Below are 13,899 nucleotides of genomic sequence, written 5' to 3' on the forward strand. Positions count from 1 at the left end.
CAAGGCGACATGATTTGGTCGCCGGAATCTCTCAGGCTTCAGGACAGCGGGGGCGCGAGGACGGCGGAGCTCCGCCACAACACGCGACCGTGAAAGCCTGAACCATGACCGACCAGACCCTGAAGACCACGCCCCTGAACGCCGCGCACCGCGCGCTGGGCGCCCGCATGGTGGGGTTCGGCGGCTATGACATGCCGGTCCAGTACGAAGGCGTTCTGGCCGAGCACCGCTGGACGCGGGAACACGCCGGTCTCTTCGACGTGTCGCACATGGGCCAGTGCAAGATCACTGGCGAGGACGCGACCGCCCAGTTCGAACGGTTCGTGCCCGGCGACTATGCGATCCTGAAGGCCGGCAAACAGAAGTATTCCCTACTGCTGAACAAGGACGGCGGCGTCATCGACGACCTGATGGCCGGCCACCCGGATCACGACGGCCTGTTCGTCGTCGTCAACGCCGGCAACAAGGACGAGGACTTCGCCTTCTGGGAGGCCAACCTCGAAGGCGACGCCAAGCTGACAGTGCTGAACCGCGCGCTGATCGCCATCCAGGGGCCGGAAGCCGCCGAGGTCATGGCCGCGCACGAGCCGATCCTGGCCGAAATGGGCTTCATGGAATGCGCCCGTCTGATGCTGTTCGGCGCCGACTGCTATGTTTCTCGCTCGGGCTACACCGGCGAAGACGGCTATGAGATTTCCGTCCCGGCGGACCAGGCCGAGCGCATCTGGAACACCATTCTGGAAGACGCCCGCGTCAAGCCGATCGGCCTGGGCGCGCGCGACAGCTTGCGTCTGGAAGCCGGCCTGCCGCTGCACGGCCACGACATCGACCCGACCACCTCGCCGGTCGAAGGCGCCCTGACCTTCGCCCTGTCCAAGTCGCGCAAGGAACGCGGGGACTTCGCCGGCGCCGACCGCATACTGAAGGAGCTGTCCGACGGCCCCTCGCGCGTTCGCGTCGGTCTGATCGTCAAGGAAGGCGCCCCGGCCCGTGAGGGCGCCGAGATCGCCGACGCCGACGGCGCCGTGATCGGCAAGGTCACCTCTGGCGGCCCTTCCCCCACCTTGGGCAAGAACATCGCCATGGGCTACGTCCCGCCGGCCTATGCCGCCCTGGGCACGGCGCTGAAGGTCATCGTGCGCGGCAAGACCGCCGCCGCCGAAGTCGTCGCCATGCCCTTCGTGGCTCAACGCTATTACCGCAAACCCAAAGCCTGAGAGATCAGACCATGAAGTTCACCAAGGATCACGAGTGGGTCAGCCTGGACGGCGACATCGCCACCGTCGGCATCTCCAAACATGCCGCCGACGCCCTGGGCGACGTGGTGTTCGTCGAAGTGCCTGAAGTCGGCAAGACCGTCTCCAAGGGCGACAGCTTCGCCGTGGTCGAGAGCGTCAAGGCGGCGTCGGACGTCTACGCCCCCGTCTCGGGCGAAGTGGTCGAGGCGAACGACGCCCTGTCGACCGCCCCGGAAACCGTCAACTCGGGCGCCGAGGCCGACGGCTGGTTCGCCAAGATCAAGGTTTCGGACGCCTCGCAGCTGGACGCCCTGATGGACCAGGCCGCCTACGACGCCTTCCTCTCCACTCTCTAATCTCAAACTCCGTCACCCTCGGGCTTGACCCGAGGGCCGGACAATCAACCACTCGTGCGAAGCCTTTGACGCACGAGCCGCACAACATCCGGTCCTCGGGTCAAGCCCGAGGATGACGGGTGAAGGAAACCGGCAATGCGTTACCTCCCCCTGACGCCCGACGACCGCACGGCGATGCTCGCCGCCATCGGCGCGAAATCCATCGATGATCTGTTCGTGGACGTGCCCCAGGCCGCCCGTCTGGACGGCCCCGTCGATCTGCCGCGCGTCGCAGGTGAACTGGAGGTCGAGCGCGCCCTGTCCGCCATGGCGGCCAAGAACGCCACGGCCGGCGCCGTGCCCTTCTTCTGCGGCGCTGGAGCCTACAAGCACCACGTCCCCGCGACGGTGGACCACGTGATCCAGCGCTCGGAGTTCCTGACCAGCTACACCCCCTACCAGCCGGAAATCGCCCAGGGCACGCTGCAGTACCTGTACGAGTTCCAGACCCAGGTCGCGAACCTGACCGGGATGCCGGTCGCCAACGCCAGCCTCTACGACGGTTCGACCGCCATGGCGGAGGGCGTGCTGATGGCGACCCGCGTGACCCGTCGCAACAAGGCGGTGATCTCGGGCGGCGTCCACCCGCACTACGTCAAGGCGACCGAGACCGTGGTCCACGCCGTCGGCGTCGAGACCCTGGCCCTGCCCGCCGCCGTCGACGCCGAGACCGCCGTCATCGACCAGATCGGTCCCGACACGGCCTGCGTCGTCGTCCAGACCCCCAACGTCTTCGGCACGGCCACCAACGTGACCAAGATCGCAGAGGCCGCCCACGCCGCCGGCGCCCTGCTGATCGTTGTGGTCACCGAGGCCGTGTCGATGGGCCTGCTGAAGTCGCCCGGCGAGATGGGCGCCGACATCGTCGCCGCCGAAGGCCAGTCGATCGGCAACGCCCTGAACTTCGGCGGTCCCTACGTCGGCCTGTTCGCCACGCGCGAGAAGCTGATCCGCCAGATGCCCGGCCGCCTGACCGGCGAGACCGTGGATGCCGACGGCGAGCGCGGCTTCGTCCTGACCCTGTCGACCCGCGAGCAGCACATCCGCCGAGACAAGGCGACCTCGAACATCTGCACCAACTCGGGCCTGTGCACCCTGGCCTTCACCATCCACATGAGCCTGCTGGGCGAGACGGGCCTGCGCAAGCTGGCCCTGCTGAACCACGAAAAGGCCGTCGCCACGCGTGACGCCCTGGCCGCCATTCCGGGCGTCGAAATCCTGACCGACCGCTTCTTCAACGAGTTCGCGGTGCGCCTGCCCAAGAACGCGGCCGAGGTCGTGGATCAGTTGGCCGCCCATCACGTCCTGGCCGGCGTGCCCTACAGCCGCCTGGCCCCCGACGCCGGCATGGACGATGTCCTGCTGGTCGCTGCGACCGAGACGGCCCTGGACGCCGACATCCAGATCCTCGCCAAGTCGCTCTCCAAAGTCCTCGGCGCGTAAGGGATACTGACCATGAGCACCATGAACACCGTCGGCCGCCCGACCGCCCCGAACCAGGTCCAGACCAAGCCCGCCACCCTGACCGGCGGCCGCGGCCTGTTGCAGAACGAAGCCCTGATCTTCGAGGGCGACGGCTGGGGCAAGACCGGCGTCGACCTGCCGGAACCCAAGACGGACGGCTCCGATCTGGGCGACCTGGTCCGCAAGGATCCGATCGGCCTGCCCGGCCTGTCCGAGCCCGAAGCCATGCGCCACTATGTGCGCCTGAGCCAAAAGAACCACGCCATCGACCTGGCCATCTATCCGCTGGGCTCGTGCACGATGAAGCACAACCCGCGCCTGAACGAGAAGATGGCCCGCCTGCCCGGCTTCTCCGACATCCACCCGCTGCAGCCGATCTCGACGGTTCAGGGTGCGCTGGAGCTGATGGACACCCTGGCCCACTGGCTGAAGACCCTGACCGGCATGCCCGCCGTCGCCCTGTCGCCCAAGGCCGGCGCCCACGGCGAACTGTGCGGTCTGATGGCGATCCGCGCCGCCCACGAGGCGTCGGGCCAGCATGAGAAGCGCCGCAAGGTTCTGGTGCCCACCAGCGCCCACGGCACCAACCCGGCCACCGCCGCCTTCGTCGGCTATTCGGTGGTCGAAGTCGCCCAGACCGAGGACGGCCGCGTGGACGTCGCTGACCTGGCGTCCAAGCTGGGTGACGACGTCGCCGCCATCATGGTGACCAATCCGAACACCTGCGGCCTGTTCGAGCGCGACATCCTGGAGATCAGCCGCCTGACGCACGAGGCCGGCGCCTATTTCTACTGCGACGGCGCCAACTTCAACGCCATCGTCGGCCGGGTTCGTCCAGGCGACCTGGGCGTCGACGCCATGCACATCAACCTGCACAAGACCTTCTCGACGCCCCATGGCGGCGGCGGTCCGGGCGCGGGTCCGGTGGTCCTGTCCGAAGCCCTGGCGCCCTTCGCCCCGGCTCCGTGGGTCGTGCATGACGACGGCGGCTATCGCCTGATCGAGCGCGAGGAGGACGAGGCCGAGCAAGCCTTCGGCCGTCTGTGCGCCTTCCAGGGCCAGATGGGCATGTACACCCGCGCCCTGTCCTACATGATGTCGCACGGCGCCGACGGCCTGCGTCAGGTCGCCGAGGACGCCGTCCTGAACGCCAACTACATCAAGGCCCGGCTCGGTGATTTGATGTCGGCCGCCTTCCCCGACGGCCCCTGCATGCACGAGGCCCTGTTCGACGACGAATGGCTGAAGGGCACGGACATCACCACGCTCGACTTCGCCAAGGCGATGATCGACGAAGGCTTCCACCCGATGACCATGTATTTCCCTCTGGTCGTCCACGGCGCCATGCTGATCGAGCCGACGGAAACCGAGTCCAAGGCCGAGTTGGACCGCTTCATCGAGGCGATGCGCGCCCTGGCCGGGGCCACCAAGGCCGGCGACGTCGATCGCTTCAAGGGCGCGCCCTTCCACGCGCCGCTGAAACGTCTGGACGAAACCCGCGCCGCCCGTTCGCCGGTTCTGCGCTGGACCGCGCCGGAAGGCTCCAACAAGGCGGCCTGACCCTGAAGTCGCCCCTTCCTGCCGGAAGGGGCTGACGCGCGGCTTATCCATCGCTAGGTCATGGCCATGACCTGGACGACGAACGACATCCCCGACCTTTCCGGCCGATTGGCCATCGTCACCGGCGCGACCGGCGGACTGGGCCTGGAAACCGCCCTGGTGCTGGCCGGCAAGGGCGCCGAGGTCGTGCTGGCGGCCCGCAACCCCGACAAGGGGGCCGAGGCCGAACGGCTGATCCGGTCTCGTCATCCGAATGCGGCCGTGCGGTTCGATCTGCTGGACCTCGCCAGCCTGGCCTCCGTTCGGGCCTTCGCCGAGCGCCATCTGGCGATGGGACGCCCCATCGACATCCTGATCGACAATGCGGGGGTCATGGCCCTGCCGACGCGCCAGACGACCGTCGATGGGTTCGAGATGCAGTTCGGGACCAACTACCTGTCCCATTTCGCCCTGGTCGGCCGCCTGCTGCCCTTGCTGATTGGGGCAAAGGCCCGCGTGGTGCAGTTGTCCAGCGTCGCCCACCGCAGCGGCCATATCCGCCTGGACGACCTGAACTATCAGACCGGCTACAGCCCGTGGACCGTCTATCAGCAGTCCAAACTGGCCATGCTGATGTTCGCCTTGGAGCTTCAGCGCCGCAGCGACGCGCACAGCTGGGGCCTGACCAGCGTCGCGGCCCATCCCGGCTTCGCCCGCACCGACCTGATCGCCAACGGCCATGCCGGCAAGCCCGGACTGTTCGCGCGCGGCGCCCGGTTGCTGGAGGCCGTGCTCAGCCATTCGGCCGCGGACGGCGCCCTGCCGATCCTGATGGCCGCGACCCTGCCGGACCCGACGCCCGGCGGCTATTACGGCCCCACCGGCTTTCAGGAGATGAAGGGCCCGCCCGGCGTTGCGGTGATCAAGCGCCAGGCCAAGAACGGTGATGTGGCCAGGCGTCTGTGGTCGGAATCAGAGCGTCTGACGGGCGTGGCCTACAGCTGACGGCGCGAAGCGTGTCCGTCGCGCCACGGCGCGCATCGATCACGCCTTCATGACGAAAGCTTCACCTGCCGGACATGCCGTCGCCACGGACGCAGGGCGTTAGGAGACTTGTGGCAAGGTCGTCACGGTCGCCTTTTCCTTTCCCGACGAGGGATCGTGCGATCGTGGCGATCGTTGTCATGACGATCCTCCTCCCCATCTGGCGTATTCGTGACCTCACTCCCCGTTCCCTTCGTCCGTTCAGACAAACCGCGCGCCTCGACGCTACGGGTCGTCAAACGCTGGGCGCTGATGATCGGGGGTCTGTTCGTCGTGCTGCTGGGCATTCTGATCGCCCCCCTGCCGGGGCCCGGCGGCATTCCCGTCATCGCCGTCGGCCTGATGCTGATCCTGAAAAGCTCGTTCTGGGCCAAGCGCCAGTTCATTCGCGCTCAATATGCGCGGCCGAAATGGGTCTATCCCTTCCGTCGCCTGATGCGGAAGAAGCCTGAGTTCGCCCCGGTCTTCTGGCAACAGGCGCTCCGCGCCGAGAGGATCGTGACCAAACGCTCCAGCCGTCGCCTCTCGAGCGGCCGCAAGAGCGTGCGGCGCTATTTCCGCAAGCTTTTCCGCCAATCACCGCCTGATTTCGCGGTTGCGTTGCTGCAACCGCTAACCACAGGATCGTGAACACCGCTCTCCCAAGTCGGGCGTATTCTGCGTGCGCGTTATCAGAGAACCACTCATGCGTTGGGAGGCGCTAAGGTCATGATGTCACGCGTACAAAAAGGTCTGATCGCCGGGGTTGCGGCGACCGTGGCCGTCTCACTGCTCGAAATCCCCAATATGTTCCTGAACTGGTTCGATCCCTTCCAGGGGGTCATCGCCAGCATGCTTGGAATGCCCGGCAATCTGGCCGTCGGCTGGGTCGTCCATGTCATCAGCGGCGTCTTCATCCTGGGGCCGCTGTTCGCCGTCCTGTGTCCCCGCCTGCCGACGGACACGCCCGAGACCAAGGGCATAGTCTTCGCCGTCGGCGCCTGGATCCTGATGATGGCCGCCATCGTGATGTTCGGCAACTACCGCACCTTCACGGCCGGCGCAGGCTTCGGCACCTTCGCCTGGCTGCTGATCACCCACGCGGTCTTCGGCATCGTGCTGGGCAACGTCTATGCCCGACTGGTGGCGCGCGACAAGCGGATGGGCGCAACCATCATCGGCGGCGCCCACGCCCACTGATCACGGCTTGATCGACCAAGAAAAAGGCCCCCGACGGCGACGTCGGGGGCCTTGTTTCGTTCAGGACCAACCCTGATCAGTTCAGGCGATCGCCGATCTGGGCGATGGCGCTGTCCAGCAGCGGATCCTTGGCGCCGCTGGCGAGCCGCGCGGCCAGAACCTGTTCCGCCGACTTGGCGGCCAGATCGGCGGCGGCGGCCTTCACCTCGGCCGAGGCCTGGGCTTCGGCTTGGGCGATGCGGGTTTCGGCCATCTTCTGACGACGGGCCAGGGTCTCTTCCAGCTTGGCCTTGGTCTCGGCTTCCAGACGACGGGCGTCGGCTTCGGCCTGAGCCATCATCTCGGCGGCTTGGGCTTCAGCCTCGGCCTTCTCCTTGCGGATCTGGGCCAGCAGGGCTTCGGCCTCGGCGCGCAGGCGCGCGGCCTCGTCCAAGTCGGCCTGGATCTTGACGGCCTTGGCGTCCAGCGCCTTGCCGGCCATCTTGGGCACGCCAGCGGCGATCAGGATGCCGAAGAAGATGATCAGGCCTATGCCGACCCAGATCTCCGCATTGGCGAAGCTCCAGATGCCGTGTTCGAAGATCAGGTTCATCAGGCGGCTCCCTTGACGGCGGCCAGCTCGGCGGCGGTCGCGGCCTTGCCGGTCAGACGCTCGACCATGGCGGCGGTCGTGTCGGAGGCGATGGTGGAGACATTGGCCATGGCGGCGTCGCGGGTCTTGCCGATCGAGGCTTCAGCCTCGGCGATGCGGGCGTTGACCACGGCTTCTTCGGCGGCCTGACGGGCGTTTGCCTCTTCGGTCACGCGCGCCTTGGCGGCGGCGGCCGTGGCGCGGGCGTCAGCGCGAGCCTTGGCGACTTCGGCCTGAGCCTGGGCGGCCTGTTCAGCGGCTTCAGCCTGAACCTGGCGCGCGGTCGCAACGGCGGTGGAAATGGTGTCGGCCCGTTCGTCCATCACCTTGCGAAGGCGTGGCGCGAAGACCTTGGAGACCAGAACATACAGGATGACGAACAGGATCAGCAGATAGCCGATCTGGCCCGCCCAGTGTTCGAACTGGAATTGCGGCAGGCCGCCCGAGCCGTGCTCGGCGGTGGTCGCCGTCTCGGCGTGCAGGTCCGCTTCGACCGAAGGCGGGACCGCGTCGATGGTGTGGGTGCTGGCCATGAACCGTCTACTGCAGGATCAGATGAAGCGGCGCGCGGGCGAACCCCGCGCGCCGTGATCGACTGATATCAGCCGAAGATCATCAGGATGCCGAGCACGAAGGCCAGGATGCCCAGGGCTTCGGCCAGAGCGGCGCCGACGAACAGGTTGCCGACTTGGCCGGCGGCGGCCGACGGGTTGCGCAGGGCGCCGGCAAGGAAGTTGCCGAAGATGTTGCCCACGCCCAGGGCCGAACCGATCATGCCCAGGGTGGCGAGACCAGCGCCGATGTACTTCGCGGCTTCAGCGTCCATGATTGTATTCCTAGATTAAAGTCGTTGGTGGTTGGGGTGAAGAGACTGGTCCGGCCCTTTAGTGGGCGTGGTCCAGGTTGACCACATCGTTCAGATAGATGCAGGCCAGAACGGCGAAGACGAAGGCCTGGAGGAAGGCCACCAGGAACTCCAGAGCGGTCAGGGCGACGACCATGCCCAGCGACAGGGCCGCGACCGGGAAGGCCAGCAGACCGATGCCGCCGCCCAGGCCCAAGAGGCCCAGCGACACGACGAAGCCGGCGAAGATCTTCAGCGCGACGTGACCGCCCAGCATATTGCCGAACAGACGCAGCGCCAGGGTAACCGGGCGAAGCAGGAAGGACACGAACTCGATCAGGCCGACCACCGGGCGCAGCGCCAGCGGCGCACCCATCGGCCAGAACAGCTTGAAGAAGCCCAGACCGTTCTTTGCGAAGCCGACGACCAGCACCAGACCGAAGGTGATCAGGGCGAAGGTGGCGGTGATGGCCAGCTGCGAGGTCGCCGTGAAGGTCAGGAACAGACCCAGAATGTTCATGCCCAGGATCAGGATGAACAGGGTGAAGATGAACGGGAAATACTTGCGGCCTTCGTGACCGATGATGGAATCGGCCAGATTGTCGATCAGGCCGAACAGACCCTCGCCGGCGGCTTGCAGCCGACCGGGCACGACCTGGGCGTTCGCGGTCACGGCGGCCAGGAAGCCGACGATCAGCACGAAGGCGACCGTCATGGCGATGTGCGAGTTGGTGATCGCCAGATCGACCGTCCCCAGCACAGGCAGGGTGACGTCGCCAAGGTCGACGACCTTCTGAATCGCAAACTGATGAATCGGATCGGCCATGAAGCCCTATCGTTCCCCGTCTTCGTCGGCCTCGACGTAGGGCTCGGCCGGAGCCGTCGTCCCTTGCGCCTTGGCCTGCGCCATCAGCCGGTTGGCTGTGCGACGCGCCATGTAAATCGACAAGGCGAAGCCCAGAAGGACCCCGCCGATCAAACCCCACGGACGGGTCCCGAGGGCCCGGTCTGCGATCGCTCCGAACGCCAGCCCCACGAAGACGCCGCCGAGAAGCTCGGCGATAATCTTGTAGGCCTGACCCGACACCTGATGGCCGGTCAGTTCGGCGGATTTCTCCGCCATGGTCCGCGCCTCCAATGCGGATGCGCTGTTTTGGAGGCGTTTGATCGCCTCTTCGCGCGATTCCGACATGGGGGATAGGACCTGTGCGTTCGGCGTCCAGACAGTGCGTCCGGACGGGTCTGAATTCGGCGCGGAAACTAATCGTGAGCGGCCTACAGGTCAAGGCGTCGTGATTATAGCCTAAGACATTGTAGAATATCGACTTTCCATTCGCGCCCGCCCGCCGTGACGATGCGCCGCTGCTGCGGGCGACAGAATCCGCCGCATCCGCCCTTCGGCTCCGATGGCGGTCAGCGCCGCAAACGACTAGGTTCGCCGCCATGAATGCGCATGTTCCTGTCCCCAACGCTCCGCTTCGCCCGCTTTCGGTGAGGTTGGCCACCCCGCGGGGCTTTTGCGCCGGGGTCGACCGGGCGATCCAGATCGTCGAGCGCGCGATCGAAAAGTTCGGCGCCCCCGTCTATGTGCGCCACGAGATCGTCCACAACAAACATGTGGTCGAGCGGCTGAAGGCCATGGGCGCCGTCTTCGTCAAGGAACTGGATGAATGTCCCGACGACCGGCCGGTCGTCTTCTCGGCCCACGGGGTGCCCAAGTCCGTGCCGGCGACGGCGCGGGCGCGCGAACTGGTCTTCCTGGACGCGACCTGCCCCCTGGTGTCCAAGGTCCACGTCGAAGCCGAGCGTCATCATGCGGCTGGCCGGCACATCATCCTGATCGGCCACGCAGGCCACCCCGAGGTCGTCGGCACCCTGGGCCAGCTGCCGCCCGGCGCCATCACCCTGGTCGAGACCGAGGCCGACGCCGAATCGTTCGAACGCCCCGGCGACGCGCCCCTCGCCTACGCCACCCAGACCACCCTGTCGGTGGACGACACGGCGGGCATCCTGAAGGTGCTGAAGCGCCGCTTCCCCGAACTGCCCGATCCGCACAAGGAAGACATCTGTTACGCCACGACCAATCGCCAGGACGCCGTCAAGGCGCTGGGCGAAGGCTGCGACCTCGTGCTGGTCGTCGGATCCAAGAACTCGTCCAATTCGGTGCGCCTCGTCGAGGTCGCGATGCGCGCCGGCGCCCCAGCCGCCTATCTGGTGGACGATGCGTCCCAGGTGGACTGGTCCTGGTTTAACGGCGTGAACACCGTCGGCGTCACCGCCGGCGCCTCGGCGCCCGAGCCGCTGATCGAGGCCCTTGTCGACGCCATCCGGGCGCGCTTCGACGCCACGGTGACCGAAGACGACGGCGCGCGCGAGACGGTCACCTTCAAACTGCCGCGCCTGCTGACCGCCTAGGCGACGGCCTTCAACGGCAGGACGACGCGGAAGGTGCTGCCGGCGCCGGGCGCGGTGACGATCTCGATCTTGCCGCCCATCAGGGCCGCGAGACCGTGCGCCGCCGTCAATCCCAGTCCCAGCCCTTCGGCGGTGCGCGTCGCGCTTTCATCGCCCTGGGTAAAGGCCTCGAACAAGCGCGCCGCTGCCGCCGGCTCCATGCCCGGCCCCGTATCCTCGACCTCCAACGCCAGGCCCGCGCCCGCGCCCGCGACGGCGCGCAGCATCACGCCGCCGGTTCGCGTGAACCGCACCGCATTGTCCGTCAGCGCCGCCATCAGCTTTTCGATGTGCACCGGATCGCCCAGCCACTCGCCTTCGGCCGCCTCGACCTTGACCTTCAGTCCCTTGACCTCGGCCGCGCTGCGAAAATCGTTGGCGACCCGCTGCAGGAGGTTGTCGGGCCGGAACGGACGGGTCTCCAGGGTCACCGCCCCGTCGCGAAGCCGCACGACATCCAGCAGTTCCTCGACCAGCCGCAACTGCTGACGCCCCGACGCCTTCAGGATTTCCAGCCGCTCGCGCTGTTGCGGCGTCACCAGATCGGCCCCGATGATCTCGGCCATGCCCAGAACGCCGTTCAGGGGCGTACGCAGTTCGTGACTGACGTTGGACAGGAACCGCGTCTTGGCCCGGTTGGCCGCCTCGGCCCGCTGCAGCGCCGCCGACAGGGCCACTTCCGACGCCCTCAGACGCCGCACATCCTTGGTCGTTGTCCATAGCAACGACCCCGTGCCGATCAACAGCACCACGAACAGCAGCAGCAGCAGCGGACCGGCTTTGGTCAGGATCTGATAGCCCGGCTGTTCCGGCGCCCAGACCACAAGGCCTAACAAAACGCCCCCAGCATCGCGGACATCGACGCCGATCATACCTTCGGGCGGCTCTGCATCACCGGGCTGGAAGTGAATCCGGTCCAGCGCCAGCCGCGTTCGCAAGAGATTGAGCTCGCCATTGAACGGTTTGAACGACGCCACGACCGGATCGGACGCCGGCGTCGATCCGCTCGCCGTATGCCGCACTACAGTGGAAGCCCCCAAGACGTACACCTCGTCGCCGACGCGCACGAACGCCGCCTTCAGACGCACGCCAGCATCAGCGGCAACCGTTCGGTCGCGTCCTGCGGCCTCGGCCCGGAGCGCGTCGATCAACGGCCGGGCGGCTTGACCGAAGGGCTCGCCAACCTTCGCCTCGGCCGGTCGACCGAGCGTGCTAATGCGAAACAACCGCCCCGTACCATCATAGCCCAGGGTGAACTGATGCTTGTGTTGCGCGGCGTAGAAGGCGCCGAAGTTGCGGTCATACCAGCCCACATCAGCCGACGTCATCCGATCCACGGCATCGTCCCAGATGGAGGCGGTGGTCAGGTTCTCACCAATGGTTTCCAGCGCCCGCGTCAGGCGCAACTTGACCAAACCCTCTTCCTTGCGCGCCTGGTGCGCATCGATTCCGCGACTGACGATGGCCAGAACCCCGGCCATGCCGATGACGGACGAGAGCATCAGGATCAACGCGATCCTGAACGTGCTCCACGCCTGCCAACCCGTAATCGCTGTCACGCCACTCATATGGTCTGGCTTAAGGTGGGCAGACTAAGACGTCGTGAACATCATCCAGGTCCGCCGCGTTCGCCGACGAAATCCTGGGCGAACTCGGGCGCCTCGTCTTCCAGCGGCAGGGTCCCGTCCTCGTCGTCGGCCTCCGACGCGCGGCTGGGGTCGGGCACCTCGAATCCGACCGGCAGCGACAGGTCCAGCAGGCCCGCCGCCTTCATCTCCTGCACGCCTGGCAGGTCATACAGGGTCGCCAGGCCGAAATGCTCCAGGAACCGGTCGGTGGTCGCATACGTGACGGGCCGCCCCGGCGTGCGCCTGCGTCCGCGCAGCCGCACGAACCCCATCTCCAGCAACAGGTCCAGCGTGCCCTTGGAGATGCTGACGCCGCGCACGCTCTCGATCTCGGCGCGGGTGACGGGCTGGTGATAGGCGATGATGGCCAGGGTCTCCAGCGCGGCCTTGGACAGCCGGCGCGGCTCCTCGCGCTCCTGCGTCATCATGAAGGCCAGGTCCGGCGCGGTGCGAAAGCGCCAGCGGTCGGCGACGCACTCCAGCTCGACCCCCCGCCCCTCATAGCGGGCGCGCAGACCCGATATGGCGCGGGCGACGTTGGAGTTCGCGGGCAGGCGCGCGGCGATCTCGGCCGCCGTCAACGGCCCGGCGGCGGCGAACAGCAGGGCCTCGACCCGCCGTTCGATCTCGGCCTCGTCGGGCTGGAACGACAGGTCGCTCACGGCGTCAGCTCCAGCGGCTGGCCCGGTCCACGCCGTTTCAGAAACAGGTCCGCGAACGCCTCGCTCTGCCGGATGTCCATCGCCCCCTCCTTCACCAGCTCCAGACTGGCCGACAGGGTCGAGGCCGTAAAGCTGGCCTGGCTGGGCCCCTCCTCATCCTCGCGGTGCGGCGCCACCTTTTCCAGCGGTGTCCAGTCGGCCAGCTTCGGCATGATCTCGCGCAGCCAGTCGCGGGCAGCTTCCAATGGAAAGGCCTCGACCCGCTGACCGGGGGCGTAGCGCCGGGCCTCCTCGCGCCGGCGCTGCACCACATAGGCGCTCATCAGTTCGTACAGGCTGGCGTCGATGCGATCCGAGGGTGTGATCACCGTCGCCTCGGGATCGCCGCGCGTGAAGACGTCGCGCTTCAGCTGGGGCCTAGCCATCAGCTGTTCGACAGCCTTTCGCATCGCCTCCAGCTTCTGCAGCCGGAACGCCAGGGCGGCGGCCATTTCCTCAGCCGGCGGTTCCTCGGCCTTGCCCTTGTCGGTGCGCGGCAGCAGCAGACGCGACTTCAGATAGGCCAGCCACGACGCCATCACCAGATAGTCCGCCGCCAAGGCGAAGTTGCGCCGCCGCGCCTCGTGCACGAAGGCCAGATACTGTTCCGCCAACTGGGTGATCGACAGCTTCAGCAGATCGACCTTCTGGTTTCGCGCCAGGGCCAGCAGGACGTGCAGCGGTCCCTCATAGCCTTCCAGATCGACGACGAAGGCCTCGCGCTCCTCGACCTCCTCGGCGTTGAAATCCAGATTGGGCTGGAAAGACTCCGTCATAGGTCT

Annotated in this window: 16 protein-coding genes; 8 read left to right on the forward strand and 8 right to left on the reverse strand. The window is 66.9% G+C overall.

What is annotated here, in order from left to right; translation table 11 throughout:
• Positions 1-104: 104 nt before the first annotated feature.
• From gcvT to O2K97_RS13090, 7 genes are all read left to right on the forward strand, one after another.
• The gene (gene gcvT, locus O2K97_RS13060) at positions 105-1,217 is read left to right on the forward strand and encodes a glycine cleavage system aminomethyltransferase GcvT (RefSeq protein WP_269219595.1); all 1,113 of its coding nucleotides are present in this window, start codon (positions 105-107) and stop codon (positions 1,215-1,217) included.
• A gap of 11 nt (positions 1,218-1,228) precedes the next feature.
• Positions 1,229-1,594 (forward strand): glycine cleavage system protein GcvH, encoded by a 366-nt coding sequence (gene gcvH / locus O2K97_RS13065; RefSeq protein ID WP_112861550.1) that lies wholly within the window; start codon positions 1,229-1,231, stop codon positions 1,592-1,594.
• Between the two features lie 135 nt (positions 1,595-1,729).
• Positions 1,730-3,076 carry an aminomethyl-transferring glycine dehydrogenase subunit GcvPA gene (gcvPA, locus tag O2K97_RS13070; RefSeq protein WP_269219596.1) on the forward strand — a complete coding sequence of 449 codons (1,347 nt, stop codon included), beginning with the start codon at positions 1,730-1,732 and terminating at the stop codon, positions 3,074-3,076.
• 12 nt (positions 3,077-3,088) lie between these two features.
• A complete protein-coding gene (gene gcvPB / locus O2K97_RS13075) occupies positions 3,089-4,657 on the forward strand; it encodes an aminomethyl-transferring glycine dehydrogenase subunit GcvPB (RefSeq protein ID WP_419466064.1) in 1,569 nt (522 codons plus the stop codon).
• Between the two features lie 66 nt (positions 4,658-4,723).
• Positions 4,724-5,641 (forward strand): SDR family oxidoreductase, encoded by a 918-nt coding sequence (locus O2K97_RS13080; protein ID WP_269219597.1) that lies wholly within the window; start codon positions 4,724-4,726, stop codon positions 5,639-5,641.
• 210 nt (positions 5,642-5,851) lie between these two features.
• The gene (locus tag O2K97_RS13085) at positions 5,852-6,310 is read left to right on the forward strand and encodes a PGPGW domain-containing protein (protein ID WP_269219598.1); all 459 of its coding nucleotides are present in this window, start codon (positions 5,852-5,854) and stop codon (positions 6,308-6,310) included.
• Positions 6,311-6,391: 81 nt separating this feature from the next.
• Positions 6,392-6,859, forward strand: a complete 468-nt coding sequence (locus O2K97_RS13090) for a DUF6789 family protein (RefSeq protein WP_269219599.1) — start codon at positions 6,392-6,394, stop codon at positions 6,857-6,859.
• A gap of 76 nt (positions 6,860-6,935) precedes the next feature.
• Here O2K97_RS13090 and O2K97_RS13095 read toward each other — a convergent pair whose 3' ends face one another.
• The 5 genes from O2K97_RS13095 to O2K97_RS13115 all read right to left on the reverse strand — a co-directional run bounded on the left by O2K97_RS13095 (position 6,936) and on the right by O2K97_RS13115 (position 9,457).
• Positions 6,936-7,451 (reverse strand): F0F1 ATP synthase subunit B, encoded by a 516-nt coding sequence (locus O2K97_RS13095; RefSeq protein WP_269219600.1) that lies wholly within the window; start codon positions 7,449-7,451, stop codon positions 6,936-6,938.
• Entirely contained in the window at positions 7,451-8,023 is a 573-nt protein-coding gene (locus O2K97_RS13100; protein ID WP_165115817.1) for a hypothetical protein, read from the reverse strand. Before O2K97_RS13100 ends, O2K97_RS13095 begins: the two co-directional genes overlap by 1 nt.
• Before the next feature lie 68 nt (positions 8,024-8,091).
• Positions 8,092-8,316 carry a F0F1 ATP synthase subunit C gene (locus O2K97_RS13105; protein WP_017505298.1) on the reverse strand — a complete coding sequence of 75 codons (225 nt, stop codon included), beginning with the start codon at positions 8,314-8,316 and terminating at the stop codon, positions 8,092-8,094.
• A gap of 58 nt (positions 8,317-8,374) precedes the next feature.
• Complete coding sequence (locus tag O2K97_RS13110; RefSeq protein ID WP_017505297.1) at positions 8,375-9,160, reverse strand: F0F1 ATP synthase subunit A; 786 nt, start codon at positions 9,158-9,160, stop codon at positions 8,375-8,377.
• 6 nt (positions 9,161-9,166) lie between these two features.
• The gene (locus O2K97_RS13115; protein WP_269219601.1) at positions 9,167-9,457 is read right to left on the reverse strand and encodes an AtpZ/AtpI family protein; all 291 of its coding nucleotides are present in this window, start codon (positions 9,455-9,457) and stop codon (positions 9,167-9,169) included.
• A gap of 320 nt (positions 9,458-9,777) precedes the next feature.
• On the opposite strand from O2K97_RS13115, the gene ispH reads away from it, so the two are divergent.
• Positions 9,778-10,749, forward strand: a complete 972-nt coding sequence (gene ispH, locus O2K97_RS13120; RefSeq protein WP_269219602.1) for a 4-hydroxy-3-methylbut-2-enyl diphosphate reductase — start codon at positions 9,778-9,780, stop codon at positions 10,747-10,749.
• On the opposite strand, the gene O2K97_RS13125 is transcribed toward ispH, so the two are convergent.
• The 3 genes from O2K97_RS13125 to O2K97_RS13135 all read right to left on the reverse strand — a co-directional run bounded on the left by O2K97_RS13125 (position 10,746) and on the right by O2K97_RS13135 (position 13,893).
• Entirely contained in the window at positions 10,746-12,290 is a 1,545-nt protein-coding gene (locus O2K97_RS13125) for a sensor histidine kinase (protein WP_269221141.1), read from the reverse strand. The two genes, ispH and O2K97_RS13125, sit on opposite strands and share 4 nt — an antisense overlap.
• 107 nt (positions 12,291-12,397) lie before the next feature.
• Positions 12,398-13,078: an SMC-Scp complex subunit ScpB gene (gene scpB, locus O2K97_RS13130; protein WP_269219603.1), complete on the reverse strand. Its 681-nt coding sequence runs from the start codon at positions 13,076-13,078 to the stop codon at positions 12,398-12,400.
• A complete protein-coding gene (locus O2K97_RS13135) occupies positions 13,075-13,893 on the reverse strand; it encodes a segregation and condensation protein A (RefSeq protein WP_269219604.1) in 819 nt (272 codons plus the stop codon). The genes scpB and O2K97_RS13135 overlap by 4 nt, the downstream gene beginning before the upstream one ends.
• Between the last annotated feature and the right edge of the window lie 6 nt (positions 13,894-13,899).

Origin of the sequence: Brevundimonas vesicularis (assembly GCF_027105095.1) — a bacterium.
Classification (GTDB): domain Bacteria; phylum Pseudomonadota; class Alphaproteobacteria; order Caulobacterales; family Caulobacteraceae; genus Brevundimonas; species Brevundimonas vesicularis_E.

Coding starts and splice junctions, on each gene's coding strand:
- O2K97_RS13115 (WP_269219601.1), bottom strand. CDS start 9,457: ATGGCGGAGAAATCCGCCGAACTGACCGGCCATCAGGTGTCGGGTCAG.
- gcvPB (WP_419466064.1), top strand. CDS start 3,089: ATGAGCACCATGAACACCGTCGGCCGCCCGACCGCCCCGAACCAGGTC.
- O2K97_RS13100 (WP_165115817.1), bottom strand. CDS start 8,023: ATGGCCAGCACCCACACCATCGACGCGGTCCCGCCTTCGGTCGAAGCG.
- gcvPA (WP_269219596.1), top strand. CDS start 1,730: ATGCGTTACCTCCCCCTGACGCCCGACGACCGCACGGCGATGCTCGCC.
- O2K97_RS13080 (WP_269219597.1), top strand. CDS start 4,724: ATGACCTGGACGACGAACGACATCCCCGACCTTTCCGGCCGATTGGCC.
- O2K97_RS13110 (WP_017505297.1), bottom strand. CDS start 9,160: ATGGCCGATCCGATTCATCAGTTTGCGATTCAGAAGGTCGTCGACCTT.
- O2K97_RS13105 (WP_017505298.1), bottom strand. CDS start 8,316: ATGGACGCTGAAGCCGCGAAGTACATCGGCGCTGGTCTCGCCACCCTG.
- O2K97_RS13125 (WP_269221141.1), bottom strand. CDS start 12,290: ATGCTCTCGTCCGTCATCGGCATGGCCGGGGTTCTGGCCATCGTCAGT.
- O2K97_RS13090 (WP_269219599.1), top strand. CDS start 6,392: ATGTCACGCGTACAAAAAGGTCTGATCGCCGGGGTTGCGGCGACCGTG.
- gcvT (WP_269219595.1), top strand. CDS start 105: ATGACCGACCAGACCCTGAAGACCACGCCCCTGAACGCCGCGCACCGC.
- gcvH (WP_112861550.1), top strand. CDS start 1,229: ATGAAGTTCACCAAGGATCACGAGTGGGTCAGCCTGGACGGCGACATC.
- O2K97_RS13095 (WP_269219600.1), bottom strand. CDS start 7,451: ATGAACCTGATCTTCGAACACGGCATCTGGAGCTTCGCCAATGCGGAG.
- O2K97_RS13135 (WP_269219604.1), bottom strand. CDS start 13,893: ATGACGGAGTCTTTCCAGCCCAATCTGGATTTCAACGCCGAGGAGGTC.
- ispH (WP_269219602.1), top strand. CDS start 9,778: ATGAATGCGCATGTTCCTGTCCCCAACGCTCCGCTTCGCCCGCTTTCG.